General features: G+C 67.4%; 18 protein-coding genes. 6 read left to right on the top strand and 12 right to left on the bottom strand.

The features are described 5' to 3' along the window. Positions 1-185 precede the first annotated feature (185 nt). A complete protein-coding gene (locus tag ACYVN4_RS39820) occupies positions 186-650 on the top strand; it encodes a hypothetical protein (protein WP_460728534.1) in 465 nt (154 codons plus the stop codon). An 81-nt stretch (positions 651-731) separates the two neighbouring features. Here ACYVN4_RS39820 and purH read toward each other — a convergent pair whose 3' ends face one another. From purH to sucC, 6 genes are all read right to left on the bottom strand, one after another. Beyond that, positions 732-2,306: a bifunctional phosphoribosylaminoimidazolecarboxamide formyltransferase/IMP cyclohydrolase gene (gene purH / locus ACYVN4_RS39815; RefSeq protein WP_460728532.1), complete on the bottom strand. Its 1,575-nt coding sequence runs from the start codon at positions 2,304-2,306 to the stop codon at positions 732-734. Beyond that, positions 2,303-2,956, bottom strand: a complete 654-nt coding sequence (gene purN / locus ACYVN4_RS39810) for a phosphoribosylglycinamide formyltransferase (protein WP_460728530.1) — start codon at positions 2,954-2,956, stop codon at positions 2,303-2,305. Before purN ends, purH begins: the two co-directional genes overlap by 4 nt. 26 nt (positions 2,957-2,982) lie before the next feature. Next, positions 2,983-4,512: a cell division protein PerM gene (locus ACYVN4_RS39805; RefSeq protein WP_460728528.1), complete on the bottom strand. Its 1,530-nt coding sequence runs from the start codon at positions 4,510-4,512 to the stop codon at positions 2,983-2,985. A gap of 134 nt (positions 4,513-4,646) precedes the next feature. After that, positions 4,647-5,645: a DUF5336 domain-containing protein gene (locus ACYVN4_RS39800; RefSeq protein WP_460728526.1), complete on the bottom strand. Its 999-nt coding sequence runs from the start codon at positions 5,643-5,645 to the stop codon at positions 4,647-4,649. Positions 5,646-5,818: 173 nt separating this feature from the next. Then, a complete protein-coding gene (gene sucD, locus ACYVN4_RS39795; RefSeq protein WP_460728524.1) occupies positions 5,819-6,733 on the bottom strand; it encodes a succinate--CoA ligase subunit alpha in 915 nt (304 codons plus the stop codon). A gap of 12 nt (positions 6,734-6,745) precedes the next feature. Further along, positions 6,746-7,912 carry an ADP-forming succinate--CoA ligase subunit beta gene (sucC, locus tag ACYVN4_RS39790; protein ID WP_460728522.1) on the bottom strand — a complete coding sequence of 389 codons (1,167 nt, stop codon included), beginning with the start codon at positions 7,910-7,912 and terminating at the stop codon, positions 6,746-6,748. Between the two features lie 721 nt (positions 7,913-8,633). On the opposite strand from sucC, the gene ACYVN4_RS39785 reads away from it, so the two are divergent. Continuing rightward, positions 8,634-9,599 (top strand): M23 family metallopeptidase, encoded by a 966-nt coding sequence (locus tag ACYVN4_RS39785; RefSeq protein ID WP_460728682.1) that lies wholly within the window; start codon positions 8,634-8,636, stop codon positions 9,597-9,599. Between the two features lie 131 nt (positions 9,600-9,730). Here ACYVN4_RS39785 and pgi read toward each other — a convergent pair whose 3' ends face one another. Next, positions 9,731-11,371, bottom strand: coding sequence for a glucose-6-phosphate isomerase (gene pgi / locus ACYVN4_RS39780; protein WP_460728520.1), 1,641 nt, complete (start codon positions 11,369-11,371; stop codon positions 9,731-9,733). A gap of 108 nt (positions 11,372-11,479) precedes the next feature. On the opposite strand from pgi, the gene ACYVN4_RS39775 reads away from it, so the two are divergent. Further along, positions 11,480-12,931 carry an NAD-dependent succinate-semialdehyde dehydrogenase gene (locus ACYVN4_RS39775; protein ID WP_460728518.1) on the top strand — a complete coding sequence of 484 codons (1,452 nt, stop codon included), beginning with the start codon at positions 11,480-11,482 and terminating at the stop codon, positions 12,929-12,931. Positions 12,932-13,089: 158 nt separating this feature from the next. On the opposite strand, the gene ACYVN4_RS39770 is transcribed toward ACYVN4_RS39775, so the two are convergent. After that, the gene (locus tag ACYVN4_RS39770; protein WP_033085726.1) at positions 13,090-13,395 is read right to left on the bottom strand and encodes a chorismate mutase; all 306 of its coding nucleotides are present in this window, start codon (positions 13,393-13,395) and stop codon (positions 13,090-13,092) included. 322 nt (positions 13,396-13,717) lie between these two features. On the opposite strand from ACYVN4_RS39770, the gene pcrA reads away from it, so the two are divergent. Continuing rightward, entirely contained in the window at positions 13,718-16,195 is a 2,478-nt protein-coding gene (gene pcrA, locus ACYVN4_RS39765; protein ID WP_460728515.1) for a DNA helicase PcrA, read from the top strand. On the opposite strand, the gene ACYVN4_RS39760 is transcribed toward pcrA, so the two are convergent. The 4 genes from ACYVN4_RS39760 to ACYVN4_RS39745 all read right to left on the bottom strand — a co-directional run bounded on the left by ACYVN4_RS39760 (position 16,196) and on the right by ACYVN4_RS39745 (position 20,026). Continuing rightward, the gene (locus tag ACYVN4_RS39760; protein ID WP_460728513.1) at positions 16,196-16,435 is read right to left on the bottom strand and encodes a hypothetical protein; all 240 of its coding nucleotides are present in this window, start codon (positions 16,433-16,435) and stop codon (positions 16,196-16,198) included. Next, on the bottom strand, positions 16,432-18,009 hold the full coding sequence (gene qcrB, locus ACYVN4_RS39755) for a cytochrome bc1 complex cytochrome b subunit (protein WP_460728511.1): 1,578 nt from the start codon (positions 18,007-18,009) through the stop codon (positions 16,432-16,434). The genes ACYVN4_RS39760 and qcrB overlap by 4 nt, the downstream gene beginning before the upstream one ends. A gap of 87 nt (positions 18,010-18,096) precedes the next feature. After that, positions 18,097-19,479 (bottom strand): DUF1731 domain-containing protein, encoded by a 1,383-nt coding sequence (locus ACYVN4_RS39750; protein ID WP_460728509.1) that lies wholly within the window; start codon positions 19,477-19,479, stop codon positions 18,097-18,099. A 70-nt stretch (positions 19,480-19,549) separates the two neighbouring features. Beyond that, positions 19,550-20,026 carry a hypothetical protein gene (locus tag ACYVN4_RS39745; protein WP_460728507.1) on the bottom strand — a complete coding sequence of 159 codons (477 nt, stop codon included), beginning with the start codon at positions 20,024-20,026 and terminating at the stop codon, positions 19,550-19,552. 219 nt (positions 20,027-20,245) lie between these two features. Between ACYVN4_RS39745 and ACYVN4_RS39740 the strand changes: the two genes are divergently transcribed. Both ACYVN4_RS39740 and ACYVN4_RS39735 read left to right on the top strand, forming a co-directional pair. Beyond that, positions 20,246-20,650 carry a DUF3224 domain-containing protein gene (locus ACYVN4_RS39740; RefSeq protein WP_460728505.1) on the top strand — a complete coding sequence of 135 codons (405 nt, stop codon included), beginning with the start codon at positions 20,246-20,248 and terminating at the stop codon, positions 20,648-20,650. Continuing rightward, positions 20,650-21,381, top strand: a complete 732-nt coding sequence (locus tag ACYVN4_RS39735) for an SDR family oxidoreductase (protein ID WP_460728503.1) — start codon at positions 20,650-20,652, stop codon at positions 21,379-21,381. The genes ACYVN4_RS39740 and ACYVN4_RS39735 overlap by 1 nt, the downstream gene beginning before the upstream one ends. Positions 21,382-21,389 lie beyond the last annotated feature (8 nt).

Genomic DNA, 21,389 nt, shown 5'->3' with positions numbered 1-21,389 from the left:
ATAAGTCGATGGCGCGGAACTGCATTCGCACATCTGGGACAAGGTTAGCGATCCTTCGCCGGTCACCGCACTGTTACGCGCCGGTTCTGCGTAGATTTCGGCGTGTCTTCGCCGGAAATTCGCCAGCGGGTCGAAACGCGCGCTCGGAACCGGCCGTACGGTCGCGGGACATTAGGGTGTCAGCCATGTACCGGACCCGGGGACGCCGTCTGTTCGCTGCCACCGCGGCCGCCCTGATCGGGCTCACCATCACCGCATGCGGGAGCACGGAAAACAGTGGCGACCAAGCGAAATCCAGCAGCAGCGCTGCCACCACGACCACGAATACGCCCACCGAGGCACCTAACGGGCAAATCGGGCGAGCCTTCACGGCCGACCCGACCATCGTCAGCCCGCACGCCATTCCGTTCGACAGCTGGACCCGCGTCGCTCCCGACCGGATCGCGGTGAACTTCCAGACCGGCTCGCCGGAATGCTACGGCGTCGACGCCGCCGTCACCGAGACCTCCTCGACCGTCACCGTCGAACTGAAATCCGGCACCCTGCCCAGCGCGGTCGGCAAGATGTGCACCATGATCGCCGTCTTCGGCACGCTGGAACTCCCGCTGAAGTCCCCGCTGGGTGATCGAAAAGTATTGAGCGCCGGATAGTCCCGGCCACCGAAACGGCTCGGGGCCGGTGCGCATCAGCGCACCGGCCCCGAAATCCATTAACCCCGTATGGGTCTCGCCTCAGTGGGCGAAGTGACGCGAACCCGTCAGATACAGGGTCACCCCGGCCTCACGGCACAGCTCGATGGTGTCCTTGTCCCGAATCGAACCACCCGGGTGCACGATCGCACGCACGCCGGCGGCCACCAGGATCTGCGGACCGTCGGAGAACGGGAAGAACGCGTCCGAGGCCGCGACCGCACCCTTGGCCCGGTCACCGGCCCGCTCGACGGCCAGCTTGCAGGAATCCACCCGGTTGACCTGGCCCATGCCCACACCGACGGCCGCGCCCGCGTCCGCCAGCAGGATGGCGTTGGACTTCACGGCCCGGCAAGCGCGCCAAGCGAATTCGAGATCACGCAGCGTCGCCTCGTCGGCGGCTTCACCGGCCGCGAGGGTCCAGTTGGCGGCACTGTCACCGTCGGCGTCGAGGATGTCGCGCTCCTGCAGCAGCGCACCGCCGCTGACCGGACGCAGCTCCGCACCCTTGCGCTGGGCGGGCTCGGCCACCAGCACACGCACGTTCTTCTTGCGCTGCAGCACTTCCACCGCACCGTTGGCGTAGGAGGGGGCGACGATGACCTCGGTGAAGATGTCGGCGACCTGCTCGGCCATCTCGACGGAGACCTCACGGTTGGCCGCGATCACGCCGCCGTACGCGGAGACCGGGTCGGTGGCGTGCGCCTTGCGGTGCGCCTCGGCGATATCCGCGCCGACCGCGATGCCACACGGGTTGGCGTGCTTGATCACAGCGACCGCGGGCGCGTCGAAGTCGTAGGCGGCGCGCCAGGCGGCATCGGCATCGGTGTAGTTGTTGTACGACATCTCCTTGCCGTGCAACTGCTTCGCCTGCGCCAGCCCGGCCGGACCGGCCTCGTTGACGTAGAGCGCCGCGGCCTGATGCGGGTTCTCGCCGTAACGCAGCACGTTGTCACGGTTCCAGGTCGCGCCGATCCAGGCCGGGAACTGCTGGGCCGCATCGGATTCCGGCGCGGCGGCCGGCACGGCCACATTGGTCATCCAGCTGGCGACGGCCACGTCGTAGGTGGCGGTGTGCTGGAAAGCCTTGGCGGCCAGGGCGGTCCGCTGCGGCAGCGTGAAGCCGCCCTGCTGCACGGCCGCGATCACCTCGGCGTAGTCACCGGTGTTCACCACGACGGCGACCGACGGGTGGTTCTTGGCGGCGGCACGCACCATGGACGGGCCGCCGATGTCGATCTGCTCGACGCATTCGTCGATGCTCGCGCCCGAGGCCACGGTCTGGGTGAACGGGTAGAGGTTCACCACCACCAGCTGGAACGCCTCGACGCCCAGCTCGACGAGCTGGTCGACGTGCTCTTCCTTGCGGGTGTCGGCCAGGATGCCCGCGTGCACGCGCGGGTGCAGGGTCTTGACGCGACCGTCCAGGGTCTCCGGAAAACCGGTCAGGTCTTCGACCTTGGTGACCGGGATGCCGGCGTCGGCGATCTTGTTGGCGGTGGAACCGGTCGACACCAGCTCCACGCCCGCCTGATGCAGGCCGGTCGCCAGTTCGATCAGACCGCTCTTGTCGTAGACGCTGACCAGGGCCCGCTTGATCGGCTTACGTTCACTCACCGGAGAACTCGCTCATCTGGAATAACTGCCTTTCGTCCATCGGAGACAATGCCTCGGGTAGCGACGGCGGCGACGACCTCCGCCAGCAACCGACGCTCCACAACCTTGATGCGCTCGTGCAGGGCGGCCTCGTCGTCGTCGGGCAACACCTCGACCGCCTCCTGCGCCAGGATCGGCCCGGTGTCGACACCCGAATCGACCAGGTGCACGGTCGAACCCGTGACCTTCACCCCGTAGGCGAGCGCGTCCCGCACCCCGTGCGCGCCCGGGAAGGCGGGCAGCAGCGCGGGATGGGTATTGATGATGCGACCGGCGAACCGGCCCATGAACTCGGGACCGAGGATCTTCATGAAACCCGCCGACACCACCAGATCCGGCTGGAAGGCATCGACGATCTCGGTCAGCGCCGCATCCCATTCGGTGCGGTCGGCGAAATCGCTCAATGCCACCTTGAAGGAGGAGACGTCGAACGCCTCGGCGTGCGCGGTGGCCGCGCAATCGCGATCCACCCCGACCGCGATCACCTCGGCCGGATAACCCGGCTGCCGAGTCGCTTCCAGCAGCGAACGTAGGAGAGATCCGGTGCCGGAGGCCAGCACGACAATGGTCGCGGGCGCGGTAGGCGGCAGCAGACGGGCGGGCGTGGACACGCCTAAGAGTAACTATCGGCCGATTGCTACTTGTCCGGCAGGTCTCCCTCTACCACTTCGGCGTCCACGATGTCGGAGTTCTCGGCCGATTTCACAGGCGGTGCGGGGTCGTCCTGGTCGTCGACCAGTTCCGCGTCGAGCGCGTCGTCGTGATCGGATTCGTCGTACCAGCCACCGGTTTCGCCGGACTCGGGTTCGGCCTCGACCTCGGGGTCGGCCTCGTCGTCGAGTTCCTCGTCGTAGTCGTCGTACTCGTACTCGTCGTCGTATTCGTCGTCCGCGTAGTAGTACTCGTCCTCGTCGTCGTAGTACTCGTCCTCGTACTCGTCCGCCAGCACCGCCGGGCCGCCGAACCAGCGCGCACCGAGCATGCCGACATAGCCGGGCAGCGCCAGCCAGCCGAACACCAACACCGCCGTCGACGCCGCGGGCGCGATCCGCCCGAACGTGCCGAGTTCGCCCCCGGCCGCCACCCCGAGCAAGGCCGTGAGGACGGCTGCGACCGCCGCGGCGGTCAGCGTCGCCCACGGCGCAGTCGCCCGATCCCGCGATGTCCGACCGCATTCCAGCCCCGACAGCACACCCACCGCCGCAGGCACCACCAGCAGCCCCAGCCACCACAGCGCCACCGGACCCGAGGGCACCGCCGCCGTCACCGGCACCGCGGGCACCGCCGCACCGTCGATCCGGAACAGGCTCAGCAGACCGGCCCCGATGTGCACCTGCCCGCCGACCAGCACGCTCACCGCGTCCACCGCCACATTCGGCAGGTAGGCCAGCGACAGCAGCGTCAAACCCAGTGCGCCGGAAACACTTCCGTCGGCCGCCCGGTAGGTGTCGCCGATGCGGGACCAGTGCACCAGCACCGACACCACGGTCAGCACCACCGCCACCGCCAACAGCCGGGTCACCGCGGTCACGCCGACCCGGAAGCCCGCGATCACCCAGTCCGGCACCGCGATCGGCAGCAGGTCGGCGAGATCGCGCCAGCGCCGGGCCCCGATGCCGACCGCCGCGGCCACCAGGCTCAGGCCCAGCACCCAGCCGAAGGCCGCCAAGGTGTCCGGCGGTTGCAGCGCAACCACCGCCGCGGCATCACCGGCCACCGCCAGGCATACCGCGGTGATCAGCAGCGGGCCGCCCACGGCCGCGGCCACCACCCAGCCCAGCTCGGTGGTGTCGCAGTCCGGCCCCGCGGCTTCCGCGCTCTCCCGCGCCACCAGCCACAGCATGCCCAGTGTCGGCAGCAGCGGCCACAGGCCGATCCCGGTCTTGCCGATCACCAGCGGAACCTGATGCACCGCAAGCCAACTCGCTGCGATCGCCCCGGACGAACCGCTCATGGCGCTGCCCGCGGCGAACAGGGTGGCGTACACCAGGATGAAGATCACCAGCAGGGTGATCGCCGATGGCCGGGCGGCCACCAGCATCAATACCCGCGCGCGTTCGGGGGTCAGCGACCCGAAGCCGCCGCCCCGCCGCCGTACCGGCGGCGCCGGCGACTCCCGCAGATCGGGGTCGCTCAGGCGAGCCAGGGCAGTTCTCGGGGCACTCATGGACAACCAGCGTGGCAGCATCTCGGAAACCGGGGGGTCAGGCGCGCCGGATCGACCGGCGCACAGGCAAAGAGAACGGCCCCCGGTGACACACCGGAGGCCGCGCTCGAGTCTTCATCAGGCGGTCGTGAGACCTACTTGTCGTCCTGGCCCGGCCGGAACGCACGGGTGGCGTCCGCCGCCGGATCCGCGGCCTGCTCGCCACCGAACGGCTGCGCCGGGCGCTGCGCGGCACCGTAGTGCTGGGTCGCGTCCGCGCTACCCGCGGGCTGCTGACCGTACGGCGACTGCTGACCGTAGGCCGGCTGGGCCGGCTGCTGACCGTAGGACGGCTGCTGCGGCTGCTGACCGTAGGTCGGCTGCGAACCGGTGCCGTACCCGGCCGGCTGCTGACCATAGGACGGCTGCTGCGGCTGCTGGCCGTACGACGGCTGCTGACCGTAGGACTGCTGCGCGGGCTGCTGACCGAACGACGGCTGCTGCGGCTGCGCCGGCTGGCCGAAACCGCTCTGCTGCCCGAAGGTCGGCTGCTGGTACTGCCCGCCCGTCGTGGAGAACGGCTGCTGGCCGTAACCACCCTGCACCGCAGCCGGTTTCGGCGCCGGCGCCTTCACCAGGCCGAGCTCGAACAGCAGCGCCAGCACGGCCACCACGGTCTGCACGAAGGCCAGGAACAGGATCACCCAGCCGCCCCACTTCAGCTCCGCGCCCTCACCGAGATCGAAGGAGCTGAACAGGATGGCCAGGAAACCGGCCACCGAAATCGCCGCCACCAGCGTGGTGTTGGCCGCACCCTTCGGCAGCAGCGACAGGCCCGCCAGCAGGCCGGCGAGCAGCAGCAGCGTGATCAGCGCGGGGTTGCTCTCGAACAGGCTGAAGCTCGTGCCCTTGACCGTGGTCCCCAGGACATCCTGGGACTTGGTCCCGACGTAGGGCGCGAAGCCCAGCAGGAAGTTGAGAACGCCCAGGACCGCGATGCCCACGGTCAGGAAGAAAGGCAGGCCCTTGCCCGCGACGGACGACGTCCCAGAACCGGCAGCGGGAGCGCCTGCGGGCTGCGAGCCGTATCCGGGTGCGGAAGAGGGCGTCGGCTGGGGCGCGTTGTATCCCGAGCCCCCGGTCGGGTATGACATGTCGTCGTCTCCTATCGAGTCGTTCACGAACCTCCACCGACGCTACTGCACTCGACGGCCGGGGGCACCATCTACCACCGGCCGTGGCCTTACCGCAATACCGTAAATAACGGCCGAAGGCCGCCTGTCGAATTCGACAGGCGGCCTTCGTGATCAGCGATTGCGCGGAAAAATTACGCGCTGATGCTTGCCTTCTCGAGGATCTCGCGCGCCAGGGCGGCGGTCTCGGACGGGGTCTTGCCGACCTTCACGCCCGCGGCCTCGAGGGCCTCCTTCTTGCCCTGCGCGGTGCCCGCACCGTCGGAGACGATGGCGCCGGCGTGGCCCATGGTCTTGCCCTCGGGCGCGGTGAAGCCCGCGACGTAGCCGACGACCGGCTTGGTGACGTTGGCCTGGATGTAGGCCGCGGCCCGCTCCTCGGCGTCGCCGCCGATCTCGCCGATCATGACGATGATCTTGGTCTCCGGGTCCTTCTCGAACGCCTCGATGGCGTCGATGTGGGTGGTGCCGATGACCGGGTCGCCGCCGATGCCGATGGCGGTGGAGAAACCGAAGTCCCGCAGCTCGTACATCATCTGGTAGGTCAGGGTGCCGGACTTGGAGACCAGGCCGACCGGGCCCTTGCCGGTGATGGTGGCCGGGGTGATGCCGACCAGCGACTCACCCGGGGTGATGATGCCGGGGCAGTTCGGGCCGATGATGCGGGTCTTGTTGCCCTTGTCCACGTTGTAGGCCCACGCGTACGCGGTGTCCTGCACCGGGATGCCCTCGGTGATGACCACGAGCAGCGGGATCTCCGCGTCGATGGCCTCGATGATGGCGTCCTTCGAGAAGGCCGGGGGGACAAAGGCGATCGAGGTGTCGGCGCCGGTCTTCTCCATGGCCTCGGCCACGGAGGCGAACACGGGGAGCTCGACCTCGTTGCCGTCCTTGTCGGTGTGCTTGACGGTGGTGCCCGCCTTGCGCGCGTTCACGCCGCCGACCACGTTGGTGCCCGCCTTCAGCATCAGCGCGGTGTGCTTGGTGCCCTCGCCGCCGGTGATGCCCTGGACGATGACCTTGTTGTCCTTGTTCAGGAAGATAGACATGTTCGTGGTCCTTTACTTGGCCGCAGCCAGCTCGGCAGCCTTGTCGGCGCCTTCGTCCATGGTCTGAGCGAGAGTCACCAGCGGGTGGTTGAAGTCGGCGAGGATCTGACGACCCTCCTCGACCTTGTTGCCGTCGAGGCGCACGACCAGCGGCTTGTTGGCCTCGGCACCCAGGGTGTTCAGGGCGCCGACGATGCCGTTCGCGACCGCGTCACAGGCGGTGATGCCGCCGAAGACGTTCACGAACACGGACTTGACCTGAGCGTCGTTCAGGATGACGTCGAGACCGGCGGCCATGACGGCAGCCGAAGCGCCGCCACCGATGTCGAGGAAGTTGGCGGGCTTGACGCCTCCGTGGTTCTCACCGGCGTAGGCGACCACGTCGAGGGTGGACATCACGAGACCGGCGCCGTTGCCGATGATGCCGACCTCACCGTCGAGCTTGACGTAGTTGAGGTCGTTTTCCTTGGCCTTGAGCTCGAGCGGGTCGGTGGCGTCGATGTCCGCGAACTCGAGGTGGTCGGGGTGGCGGAACTCGGCGTTCTCGTCCAGGGTCACCTTGCCGTCGAGGGCGAGGATCTCGTCGTTGGGGGTACGCACCAGCGGGTTGACCTCGACCAGGGTGGCGTCCTCCTTGATGAACACCTCCCACAGCGCCTGGATGGTGACCGCGGCGGCGTCGAGGATGTCGGCGGGCAGGTGGCCCTGCTCGGCGATGGAACGGGCGAAGGCCAGGTCCACGCCCTTGACGGCGTCGACCGGCACCTTGGCCAGGCGGTCCGGCTTGGTGGCGGCCACCTCTTCGATCTCCATGCCGCCCTCGACCGAGCACATGGCCAGGTAGGTGCGGTTGGAACGATCGAGCAGGAAGGAGATGTAGTACTCGGCGGCGATGTCCTTCGCCTCCGCGACCAGGACCTTCTTGGTGATGTGGCCCTTGATGTCCAGGCCCAGGATGTTCTGGGCGTGGGTGAAGGCATCGTCCGGGGTGGCGGCGTACTTCACGCCACCGGCCTTGCCGCGGCCACCGACTTTGACCTGCGACTTGATCATTACCGGCTTGCCGATTTCTTCGGCGATCGCACGAGCGTCCTCGGCGGAGTCCGTCACGCGGCCCTCCGACGAAGGCACTCCGTGCTTCACGAAGAGTTCCTTCGCCTGATATTCGAAGAGATCCATGTACTCACCGTCTCGTCTGCGTTGTTGTGACAACGTCTGGTTTGGCGGCCCGTCGTCGGGGGCGGGTCGGATCGGACTCTAATCAGTCACATGGAGCGGAAATCAGCCGCATACAGCCTAAGTGGCGCAGGTCACGGTACTGTCTCCGCTACCTCAAAAGCCCTTGTCAATGCTACTCATCGGTAGCTTGTTGACCGTGTGCCAGGTGGAGCACACGAATCCCTCGGAGTGATACCCACTACTACGTATTGTCGTTGACAAAACTCACTCGGTTACCCGAAGCACAGTGAGCACATTCCCGCGCGCAAGGTGATGAATGTCACAGCAGCGTGTCGAACCATGTCCATCGCTTGCTGAGCCGCAATCGTTTCGTTACCGTCGTTGCGGTCGATGTCACAACCCGGTCACGGACAGGAGGACGGCAGGCTTGACGCAGCACAGCCCCCGACGTGCCCACCGCTATCGCGAGGACGCCGAGAACTACGGCGGCGCGACTACCTTCGACGCCCCATTCGAAACGAACACCGCGGTCGCGCACGGTGATTGGGATGCAACCCAGGCGTGGAACTCCGACGCCCAGTGGAATCCCGACGCGCAGTGGAACTCCGACGCCGACTGGAACCCCGGTGAACAGTGGGGCCAGCCGCAGCAGTGGGATCAACCGCAGCAGTGGGACGAATCCGGCTACCAGCCCGAACCGGACTGGAACGCACAAACCACCGTGAACGGCTGGGCCGCACCGAATCCGAGTGATTGGGCCCCGCAGTCGCGGACGAACTGGGATCCGTCCGCGGACCCGACCCCGTCCGACGAGTACCGACCGGTCTACACATTCCGTACCGCAGCCGGCGAGAAGCTCCAGTTCTCCGGCGACGGCGCCCGGGTGAATCGCGCTGCGCGCGAAGCCGATGCGAACGCCGAGGACGAGACCCACCCGACCCGCTCCGGCGGCAAGCGCCGCGCGGGCGGCACCCATCGGGTACCCGCCCCGCCCTCCGCGCTCAAGGGCCGCGCCGCGGTCATCGCCGTGGCCGCCGGTGCCGTCGTGGCCGCGGGCCAGGCCACCATCGAGACCGCCGGGCACGACAACACCGTCGACATCCAGGCCACCGGCCAGGTCAAAGAGGTCGCCGCGACCTCGGTGGTCGGCGACGGCGGCGGCAACGGCTCACCCCAGGTGGTGAACCCGAACGCGCCCGCCAGCCTGGACCAGTTCAGCGACATCCTGGAGAAGGGCAAGCAGTTCGCGGCCGATATGGCCAACCAGGAGGCGATGAAGAACCGTCCCCTGTGGACGCGATTCGCCAACGGCACCTTCACTTCCGGCTTCGGCATCCGCTGGGGCGTCGCGCATCAGGGCGTCGATATCGCCGCCCCGATCGGCACCCCGATCTACGCGGTCGCCGACGCCACCGTCCTCGAGGCCGGTCCCGCTTCCGGTTTCGGCATGTGGGTGCGCCTGCTGCACGACGACGGCACGGTCACCATCTACGGCCACATCGACACCGCGACGGTCTCCCAGGGCCAGCGCGTCCTCGCGGGCGATCAGATCGCCACGGTCGGCAACCGCGGCTTCTCCACCGGCCCGCACTGCCACTTCGAGGTCTGGCTCAACGGCGTCGACAAGATCGACCCGCTGCCCTGGCTGGCCTCGCGCGGCATCTCCCTCGGCCCCGAACGGGACTGACCCGCAAGCGAAAACGACGAAAGGCGCGCCCGGCCGGGCGCGCCTTTCGTCGTTTTCGCCCCCTTCTCGGCCCAGAGCGGGCTCAGCGGGCTCCGGCCGGGGCTCGATGCCGACCGGCCGGATCTCGTCGCTCAGCGACGGTGCGAGCGGTACCAGTCGATCAGGGTGTCGGTGGAGGAGTCGCCCTGGGATGCAGGGGCTTCCGGCGAGGTGAGCAGCGGTTCCAGGGCGAGGGCCTGCGCCTTGCCGAGTTCCACGCCCCACTGATCGAAGCTGTCGATGCCCCAGATCGCGCCTTCGGTGAAGACGATGTGCTCGTAGAGGGCGATGAGCTGGCCCAGCACCGAGGGGGTGAGCTGCGGGGCGAGGATGGCGGTGGTGGGGCGATTGCCGGGCATCACCTTGTGCGGCACGATCTTCGGATCGGTGCCCTCGGCGGCGATCTCCGCGGCGGTCTTGCCGAAGGCCAGCACCTTGGTCTGGGCGAACAGGTTCGACATCAGGATGTCGTGCATGCTGCCGGTGCCGTCGAGGGTGGGCAGATCATCGGTGGGCTGGGCGAAGCCGATGAAGTCGGCGGGCACGAGCTGGGTGCCCTGGTGCAGCAGTTGGTAGAAGGCGTGCTGGCCGTTGGTGCCGGGCTCGCCCCAGAAGATCTCGCCGGTGCCGGTGGTGACCGGAGTGCCGTCCGCGCGAACGGATTTCCCGTTCGACTCCATGGTGAGCTGCTGCAGGTAGGCCGGAAAACGGGCCAGATCATTGGAGTACGGCAGCACGGCGCGGGACTGCGCGCCGAAGAAGTTCGAGTACCAGACGCCGAGCAGGCCCAGCAGCGCCGGACCGTTCTCCGCCAGCGGCGCGGACGCGAAATGCTCGTCCACCCGGTGCATTCCGTCGAGGAACTCCGCGAAGCGCTCCTTGCCGATGACCGCCATCACCGATAGCCCGATGGCCGAATCCACCGAGTAGCGCCCGCCTACCCAGTCCCAGAAACCGAACATGTTGGCGGTGTCGATCCCGAAGTCGGCGACCCGCTGGGCGTGGGTGGAGACGGCCACGAAGTGCTTGGCCACGGCGTCCTCGCCGAGAGCCGCCACCAGCCAGCGGCGCGCGGCCGTGGCATTGGTGAGCGTCTCGAGCGTGGAGAAGGTCTTGGAGGCGACGATGAACAGCGTGGTCGCCGGGTCGAGGCCGTGCAGCTTCGAAACCAGGTCCGCCGGATCGACATTCGACACGAAGCGCGCGGAGATCCCGGCGTCCGCGTAGTGCCGCAGCGCGAGCGTGACCATGGCCGGGCCCAGATCCGAGCCGCCGATGCCGATGTTCACCACCGTCGCGATGCGCTCACCGGTCGCGCCCCGCCACTGTCCCGAACGCACCTGATCGGTGAATTCGCCCATGCGGCGCAGGACTTCGTGCACATCGGTCTCGATGTCCTGACCGTCGACGGCCAGCGGCTGCCCCGCCGGGCGGCGCAACCACGTGTGCCCGACCGCGCGGTCCTCGGAGGTGTTGATGTGCCCGCCCGCGAACATGGCGTCGCGCCGCTGCTCGACCTCGGCGGTGTGCGCCAATTCGACCAGCAGATCGAGGGTCTCGCGCGTCACCCGATGCTTGGAGTAGTCGATGCGCAGGTCCGCGACCTGAACGGTCAACTCGCCACCGCGCGCGGGATCCTCGGCGAAAAACTCCCGCAGATGCCGCCCAGCGATGGACGCATGGTGCTCGTGCAGTTTCCGCCAGACCGCCGACGCGGTGATGTCGCTGCTCACCCGGGCGAGGTTACAACCTCCGCATGACGACGCGCAGGTAACAACGGTGATTCGCGGGATTCGCCCAGCGCAGGAGTCAGATTCGAGGGTGCGGCCTAGGCTGACGTCATGGTGACTGAAAGCGCCCTACTCTCGTCCATTCCCACGCAACTCTGGATCGGCGGACCGGTGGACGCCACGGGGGGTGCGACGTTCCCGGTACACAATCCGGCCACCGGTGAGGTCATTGCCCGCGTTGCCGACGCCACTCCCGATGACGCGGTGCGCGCGCTCGACGCGGCCGTTGCCGTGCAGGCCGAATGGGCCGCGACGCCGGCGCGGCAGCGCGGGGAGATCCTGCGCGCGGTGTTCGAGGCGATCACCGCGCGGACCGAGGAGTTCGCGCTGCTGATGACCCTCGAAATGGGAAAGGCCCTGCCGGAGAGCCGCAATGAGGTGCGCTACGGCGCGGAGTTCTTCCGCTGGTTCAGCGAGGAGGCGGTCCGCATCCACGGCCGCTATCAGCCCGCCCCGGCGGGGACCGGCCGGATTCTGGTGCACAAGCAGCCCGTCGGCCCGTGCCTGGCCATCACGCCGTGGAACTTCCCGCTGGCCATGGGAACTCGCAAGATCGGCCCGGCGCTGGCGGCCGGTTGCACGATGATCGTGAAGCCCGCGGGCGTCACCCCGTTGACCATGCTGCTGCTGGCCGAGCTGTGCAGCCGGGCGGGACTGCCCGACGGCGTGCTGTCGGTGGTCACCACCTCGCATTCGAGTGCCGTCACCGCGCCGCTGCTGAACGATCCGCGCCTGCGCAAGCTGACCTTCACCGGCTCCACCCCGGTCGGCAAGAAGCTGGTCGAGCAGTCCGCGCACGGTCTGCTGCGCACCTCCATGGAGTTGGGTGGCAATGCCCCGTTCGTGGTGTTCGACGATGCGGATATCGATGCGGCCGTGCAGGGTGCGGTGCTGGCCAAGCTGCGCAACGGCGGTGAGGCGTGCACCGCGGCGAACCGTTTCCACGTCCAGAATTCGGTTCGCCAGGAATTCACCGACAAGCTGGTGGCGGCCATGGCCGAGTACAAACTCGGCAACGGCGTCGATCCGGATACGACCCTCGGCCCGCTGGTGAACGAAGATCAGCTCGACACCGTGAGCGAGCTCGTCGACGACGCGGTCTCTGCGGGCGCGCAGGTGCGCCTCGGCGGCAAGGCCCCCGGCGGCCCGGGCTGGTTCTACCCGGCGACCGTCCTCACTGATATCCCGCCCGCGGCCCGCATCCTGCGTGAGGAGGTGTTCGGCCCGGTCGCCCCGATCGTCGGCTTCGATACCGAGGAGGAGGGCCTGGCGGCCGCCAACAACACCGAATTCGGCCTGGTCGCCTACGTTTACACGCGCAGCCTGGACCGCGCGCTGCGGATTTCCGAGGGTCTGGAGACCGGCATGGTCGGCGTGAACCGCGGCGTCATCTCCGATCCGGCCGCGCCGTTCGGCGGCGTGAAGGAGTCCGGTTTCGGGCGTGAGGGCGGCTTCGAAGGCATCGAGGAGTACCTCAACACGAAGTACATCGCCCTGCCCTAGACGGAAAAAGAACCGCCCCGGGGTCGAAACACCCGGGGCGGCCTGGGGAAGGCTACATCCGTGGCACGCATGCAGCTGTGGCTTGTGTGGGCACGCGAAAACGCACACCGCTCGATGTATCGGTCCGAGCGGTGCGCGGTGTTAACGACAGATCTTGATCAGTGCCCCAACCGGCCGCGGCCGAGTCGGAGCAGCAGCATCGCCAGGGTGTGTCCCTCCTGGCCGAGCTCGCTGAAGCGCTCCAGCACCTTCATCTCGCGGGAGTGCACGAGTTTGGGGCCGCCGTTGGCCATCCGCGTTCGCCCGATGATGCGCGAAACCTCGGTGCGGCGCTTGATGGCCGCGAGGATCTCGGCGTCCAGCTTGTCGATTTCCAAGCGCAGCTTTTCGATCTCAGCCTCGGAGGGCAGGGCGGAGTCCGACCCGGTGGCAGACTCGGAATGTCCCGTCGTCGAGATGCTCATACTTTCAACTCCTCGTGGTCCAGAACGTCGATCGGCGGGTGGACCCATCCTGTTACCGATTGGTTCTTCACCAAAGAATCAGACCTGTTGGCCTAGACATTGTCCCCCCGGTGTCGGGCTCAGGTGCAATGCGTCGCCGTAGAGCCGGTCATCCGACGAGTGTGCCACGCGGGGTGACCTGAGCAAAACAGGTACATTTAGGAATCTGCTGAGTTTCCCGACCCGGTCGAGTTCACCGGAGATTCGCCGGACCGGCACTTATCGGACACCTGTGCGAACCCGGCCGCCGGCTGTCGGTGCGCGCCGGTAGCGTGGATGGGCGATGAATACGACGGTGGCACAGGACGGGCAGAAGACCGGGCACGCGCGGGGCGGGGAAGCGTTGCTCGAGGGGTTGAATCCACAGCAGCGTGCCGCGGTGATGCATACCGGCACCCCGCTGTTGATCGTGGCCGGGGCCGGGTCGGGCAAGACCGCGGTGCTCACCCGCCGGATCGCCTACCTGCTGGACGCGCGCGGGGTGCGGCCCGGCGAGATCCTGGCCATCACCTTCACCAACAAGGCCGCCGCCGAGATGCGCGAGCGAGTGGCCGGACTGGTCGGCCTGCGCGCGGCCGGGATGTGGGTGTCCACTTTCCACTCCAGTTGCGTGCGCATCCTGCGCACCCAGGCGGCACTGCTGCCGGGGATGAACTCCAACTTCTCCATCTACGACGCGGACGACTCGCGTCGCCTGCTGGGCATGATCATTCGCGACTTCGAGATCGACGCGAAGAAGTACTCGCCGCGGCTGCTGGCCACCGCCATCTCGAATCTCAAGAACGAGCTCATCGACGCCGAGCGGGCCGCCGCCGACGCGGCCACCGAGGAGAGCGAGCTGCCACGCCTGGTGGCCCGGGTCTACGACGAGTACCAGCGGCGGCTGCGCGCGGCCAACGCGCTGGACTTCGACGACCTGATCGGCGAGACGGTCTCGATCCTGCAGCGGCATCCGCAGGTGGCCGAGTACTACCGCCGCCGCTTCCGGCACGTGCTGGTCGACGAGTACCAGGACACCAACCACGCCCAGTACGTACTGGTGCGGGAACTGGTCGGGCACCACCGCAATCTGTGGGGCGACGAGCCGGAGTCCGAGGACACCCGGGATCAGATCGCGCCCTCGGAGCTGTGCGTGGTGGGTGACGCGGATCAGTCGATCTATGCCTTCCGCGGCGCGACCATCCGCAATATCGAGGAGTTCGAGCGCGACTTCCCGGATGCGGAAACCATTCTGCTGGAACAGAACTACCGCTCCACCCAGCACATTCTGACCGCCGCCAACGCGGTCATCGCCCGCAACGAGGGCCGCCGGGACAAGAAGCTGTGGACCGATCAGGGCGACGGCGATCTGATCGTCGGGTACGTGGCCGACAATGAGCACGACGAGGCCATGTTCGTGGCCAAGGAGATCGACAAGCTGGTCGATCAGGGTGACGCCAACTACGCGGATGTGGCGGTCTTCTACCGCACCAACAACAACTCCCGTGCGCTGGAAGAGATCTTCATCCGCATGGGCCTGCCCTACAAAGTGGTTGGCGGCGTGCGCTTCTACGAGCGCAAGGAAGTCCGCGACATCGTGGCCTACCTGCGGGTCCTGGAGAATCCGAACGATGCGGTGAGCCTGCGACGGGTGCTCAACACCCCGCGTCGCGGCATCGGTGACCGCGCCGAAGCCTGTGTGGCCGTGCATGCCGAACAGCGCAATATCGGTTTCGCGCAGGCGCTGCGGGATGCGGCGGACAACAAGGTGGCGCTGCTCAATTCCCGTTCGGTGAAGGCCATTTCGGGGTTCCTGGACCTGCTCGAGGAGATCCGCGCGGCGGGCACGCAGGCCGATATGGACTTCCCGGATGTGGGTTCGGTGGTCGAAGCCGTGCTGGACCGCACCGGGTATCGCGCCGAGCTGGAGGCGTCCGACGATCCGCAGGACGGCGCGCGGCTGGACAACCTCAACGAATTGGTCAGCGTCGCACGCGAATTCAGTTCCGAGGCGCGCAACAATGTGGAGGCCGCGCGGGACGAGGGCATCATTCCCGAGCAGGCCGAGGGTGAGCCCGAGCCGGGTTCGCTGGCCGCGTTCCTGGAGCGGGTGTCGCTGGTGGCGGATGCCGATCAGATTCCCGAGGAGGGTTCGGGCATGGTCACGATGATGACCCTGCACACCGCCAAGGGTCTGGAGTTCCCGGTCGTGTTCGTGACCGGTTGGGAGGACGGCCAGTTCCCGCACATGCGTGCGCTGGGTGATCCGACCGAGCTGCAGGAGGAGCGACGGCTGGCGTACGTCGGCATCACCCGTGCCCGCCAGCGCCTGTATCTGTCGCGGGCGATCGTGCGTTCGGGCTGGGGTCAGCCGGTGTCGAATCCGGAATCCCGTTTCCTCCAGGAGATTCCGGGTCATCTGCTGGATTGGCGGCGGCTCGAGCCCGCACCCTCGCAGAGCTCGCAGGGTTTCCGTCGTCGCCGCGGCGAGGACGAGGGCCTGGATCGGGATTGGACGCGCGGCGACGGCTGGTCGGACTCGCGGCCGGGTCTCGGTGGCCGGGAACGCCGTCCGGCTCCGGCGGCGGCCGCGGGCGGCAAGCGCAACAACTCCGGCCTGGTGCTGGCCGTCGGCGATCGGGTCAATGACGACAAGTACGGGCTCGGCCGAGTGGTGGCCGCGGAGGGCTTCGGCGCCTTGGCCACGGTCACTATCGATTTCGGCACCGCGGGCAAGATCCGGCTGATCCCGCAGTACAGCCGGACCTTGACCAAACTCTGATCACTCGGTGTAGAGCCGCAGGACGTCGTACGCGCGTACGGCGTCCTCGGGGAACACCAGGATTCGGAAGCGGTCCTTGAGGTTTCGCCACCGGTGGATGGTTGCCCGACCCATGGTGGCGCGCACCCCGTGGTCGCGCAGTAGCTGCCGAACGGCACGCGCGGACTGCATGTCATACACGGTGGCGGCGGCCACCAGCAGCCCGAATTCGTCTTCGTCGGTGCGGGTCCGGAGTTTCATGCTCGACTCCCGTTGTCCTGCTTGCTCTTCAGCATGGCGAGTTGCGCCTGTTCCTCATGATGATGCTGGGCGGTCAGCAGCTCGCGTTCGTCGGGTGGGTCGGCGCGCAGGAAGCTGCCCTGCCCGGGTGCGCCCGCCGCGCCGAGCTTGCTCATCTTCTTCGGCACCGTCGCGCCTTCGTACTCCACCGGGCCCAAAGACTGGTGCACCTCGATGTATTCGCCGTGCGGCAGCCGCTTGATGATGCCGGTCTCGATGCCGTGCTCGAGCACCGCGCGATCACTGCGCTGTAGACCGAGGCAGAACCGGTAGGCCACGGCGTAGGCCAGCGGTGGCGCGAGCAGCAGCGCGATCCGGAAGAACCAGGTGGTCGCGTTGAGCGAGATGTCGAACTTCAGGGCGATGATGTCGTTGACACAGGCGAGGGTGAGCACCAGGTAGAACGCGATGGCCATGGCCCCGATCGCGGTGCGCACCGGCACATCTCGCGGCCGCTGCAGCAGATTGTGGCGCGCGGTGTCCTTGGTGAGCCGCTTCTCGATCCACGGGTAGATCGGGATGACCACCAGCACCAGCCCCATGATCACGGCCACCCAGAACGGCGCGGGAATGGTGTAGCGCCCCAGGTAGATCTCCCACGGCGGCATGAGCCGGGCCAGGCCGTCGGTCCACATCATGTAGAAGTCCGGCTGCGAACCGGCCGACACCTGAGCCGGGTTGTAGGGCCCCAGATTCCAGATGGGGTTGATCTGGAACAGTCCGCCCATGACCGCGACGGTGCCCAGGGTGAAGGCGAAGAACGCGCCCTGATCCAGCGAGAACACCGGAATGATGCGCGCGCCCACCACATTTCGCTCGGTGCGCGCGGGCCCGGGAAACTGGGTGTGCTTCTGGTACCAGACCAGGGCGATGTGTGCGCCGATGAGCGCCAGCATGATGCCCGGGAACAACAGCACGTGCGTGATGTAGAGCCGTGGGATGAGCACGGTGCCCGGGAATTCCCCGCCGAAGAGCAGGAAGTGCAGCCAGGTGCCGATCACGGGCACGGCCATGGTGATGCCGCCCAGCGGCGAGCGCAGCCCGGTGCCCGAGAGCAGGTCGTCGGGCAGCGAGTACCCGAAGTAGCCCTCGAACATGGACAGGATCAGCAGCAGCGCGCCGACCACCCAGGTGGCCTCGCGCGGCTTGCGGAACGCGCCGGTGAAGAAGACCCGGCACATATGGATGATCATCGAGGCGAGGAACAGCAGTGCGGCCCAATGGTGCAACTGCCGCACGAACAGTCCGCCGCGCACGTCGAAGGAGATGTCCAGGACGCTGCGGTAGGCGGCCGACATCTGCACGCCGCGCAGGGGCTGATAGCTGCCGTTGTAGGTCACCTCGGTCATGGACGGCTCGAAGTAGAGCGTCAGGTAGATCCCGGACAGCAGCAGGATGATGAAGGTGTAGAGGGCGATCTCCCCGAGCAGGAACGACCAGTGCGTCGGGAAGACCTTGTTGATGGAGCGTTTCAGGCCCGCGGCCAAGTGGTACCGCTGGTCGGCGGCATCGGCGCGGTTCGCGGTGGTACTCATGAAAACCAGACGCCGCAGGGCCTCGAAACGTGACACCTTTCTACGACACAATGTCGTAGATCACATCGCCGACCCTCGAGCCGCAGGTCAGCGCGGTAGCAGGTGGGACAATGCCTCGTCGAGGGTCGGGTAGCGGAAGCGGAATCCGTTGTGGCGCAGCACCTCGGAGGTGGCATGCCGACCGGTCAGTCCTAGCGCCGGATCGGTCCGCAGCAGCACCGCGCCGATGGTCAGCGCGGGCGCGGGGGTCGGCGGCGACCAGGGCCGCCGCAACTGCCGGCGCAAGGTCGCCATCAGCTCTTTGTTGCGCACCGGGAAGTCGGTGGCCGCGACCAACACCCCATTGGGCAGTGCCACATGGGGATCCAGGCCGAGCCCGGCGCGCACGATGGCCAGCCAGTCCTCGAGGTGGATCCAGCTGAACCACTGCCTGCCATTGCCGACGCTGCCGCCGAGCCCGGCCTTGGTCAGCCCCACCAGGCGTTTCATGGCGGGCGCGTCCGGGTCGAGCACGATCGAGGTGCGCAAGATGGTCCAGTGCGTGGCATTGGCCCCGTCGAAGGCTTCCTCCCAGGGCTGCGCCACCCCGGTCATCTGCGGCAGGCCGGGGTCGGGCAGCGGAGTGCTTTCGGTGCAACGGATTTCGCCCGCGTCGGCCCAGATGGCGGTGGTGCTGGCTTGGATCCAGTGTTCGATGGGCCGGTCCAGGGTCTTGGACGCCTCCACCAGTGCCCGCGTCGAATCGACTCGGCTGCGGCGCAATTCGGCGACATTGCGGGCGGTGGGGCGGCAGTCGACGAGCTTGCCCGCGAGATTGATGACGGCGGTGCGACCGGGATTACGCAGGGCGTCGGCCCAGGCGCCGACGGTGCGGCCGTCCCATTCGTATTGCGGGTAGGGCAGTTCCGGCACGGTGCGGCGGGTCAGGATGACCACGCGCTGCCCCCGGCAGGTCAGATCGGCGGCGAGGGTGCGGCCCAGTGCGCCGGTGCCGCCCGCGATCACCACGGTCTGCGCGTCGGCGGCGGGCTGCAGTCCGGCCAGTTGCCCGAGGCGCGCGAAGCAGGTGTGCGTGTCGGTCTCGAGCAGATTGCCGACGACCTTGCGCATGAGCTTGCCCGAGGGCCCGGTGAAGGTGAGCTGCTGAGTCAGCAGGGTGCCGCCGTCCCGCGGGGTGAGCACCCAGCGCATCCGCAGGGTGCCCGCGGGTTCGGGCTGTTCGATGGTGAGTTCGCGATCGGGTACGAAGGTCGATACAACGAACGGTTTCGCCAGTCGCCCGTGCACCGCCTCGTTGACGCGGCCGCGCGGCAGGTAGTCGCCGGTGGTCCCGGTGGCGGGCGCGCCGTGCAGGGTCAGCGCCGTGACGGCCGGATTCCACTGCGGCCACCGGGTGGGATCCCCGAGCACGGTCCACAGCTGCTGTGGTTCGAGGGCGATCCACTGGGTGTACGTCGTTGTACGAGGCATGGTTCGACGCTATTACCGCTGGGCTGCAGCCGGAAGCGTGGCCTTCGTCGCAGCCCAGTGGTGTCGCGGATCAGGAGATGGTGACGGACGAGCCCAGGGTGAACTTGTGCCCCCGGGAGGTGCAGTTCAGGCCGCCGCGCGGGAGCCCGCCGATGCAGGTGACACCCGCGTAGTCGATGCGGGTGCCCTGGTAGACGTTCGCGTCGCGGGGGACGTCGGTGATCCAGCGGCTGCCCGGGCGGCCGTGCTGGCCACCGAGACCGAAGGTCGGGTGGGCGGGCAGGACGGAGTTGTCGATGACGACATCGCCGATCGGAATGATCCCCCACAGTGACTGACCGGGGCCGAGGTCGCAGCCGACGTCGCCATTGGCGTGGATGGCGCAGTTGGAGGAGCCGAGCCAGTCGGAGAAGTACAGCGTGTCACCATCGAGGAATTGGGAGTTGTCGGCCTCGGTCAATCCGATATCCGCTGAGGCGACGCCGTTTCCGGCGATAATGAGCGCCACCGATGCCACGGCCGCGCCGAGAAATGTACGTGCGTTCATGATCATCGACCATAGCCATCGGATCTCACCGACACCAGCGAACATTCGATTGATAATCAGGATTCGGTGATCGATAAACACACCTTCTCGATAATGTCCGCTATTAGCGATATGTCCCGCTATGGGACGCGAAAACCTCACTGCCGGAGCAAGATAGCGATGGCGTCGCGTCGACGCCTCAGCACAACCAAAACACCACAGCACAACAGAAGGCATGTGATGACCGAGAAGATTCGCGTCGAAGGCACCATCACGGTGCACAAGTACGAGCCGGTCCCCTATGACGAACCCGAGCAGGGCCCGGTGCTCACCCGAATTCACGTGGAGGAGAGTTTCTCCGGCGGTATCGAGGGTGACGGCGTGGTGGAATTCCTGCAGTCCTCCAGCCCCGACGGCACCGCCAGTTTCGTCGGCATCGAGCGCATCACCGGCTCGGTGGACGGCAAGTCCGGCACCTTCCTGCTGCAGGATCAGGGCAGCGTCGCCGACAATATCGTCAGCGGCGAATGGTTCGTGGTCCCCGGTTCCGGCACCGGTGATCTGACTGGACTGCGCGGCGAGGGTGGCTTCAAGGCCAATCTCGGTGAGGGCGCGCAGATCTGGCTCGACTACTGGTTCGAGTGATGTCACCGAAGACCGCCCTGATCACCGGGGCCGCCACCGGCATCGGCCGGGCCATCGCGGAAACGCTGGCCGCGCAGGGTGTCCGGGTCGCGATCAACCATCCGCACACCCCCGAACTCGCCGACGAAGTGGTCGCGAAGATCGAGGCGGACGGCGGTCAGGCGCTGGCGGTGGCCGCCGACGTGCGCGACCGCGACGAGTACACGGCCATGGTCGACCGGGTGCTCGAAACCTGGGGCAGCTGGGACATTCTGGTCAACAATGCGGCGGTCGCGATCACCAAGCCGTTCGCGGAGGTGACGTCGGAGGAGTTCGACCTGAGCTTCGCCGTGAACGTCAAGGGCGTCTTTCACGGCATGCAGCTGGCCTGGAACAAGATGGCCGACAACGGCCGGATCATCACCATCTCCAGCTCCACCACCGCGCTCATGCTGCCCGGCTACGCCGTCTACGACTCGACCAAGGGTGCGGTGGAGCAGTTCACCCACATCCTGTCCAAGGAGTTCGGGCCGCGCGGCATCACGGTGAACGCGGTCAGCCCGGGCGCCACCGAGACCGAGACCTACCGGACGGGCAAGAGCGAGGAGTTCCTGTCCCGCCTGGAGGCCATGAGCGCGTTCAATCGACTGGGTAAGCCGAACGAAATCGCCGCTGTCGTCGCATTTCTCGCCAGTGATGCCGCGAATTGGGTGACAGCGCAGAACATTCGGGTCAACGGCGGTACGGCCTAGCCGTCGCG

The organism is Nocardia heshunensis (genome assembly GCF_054782115.1).
Note: the sequence above shows the minus strand (reverse complement) of the source record. Positions and strands in the feature narration are given on the sequence as shown.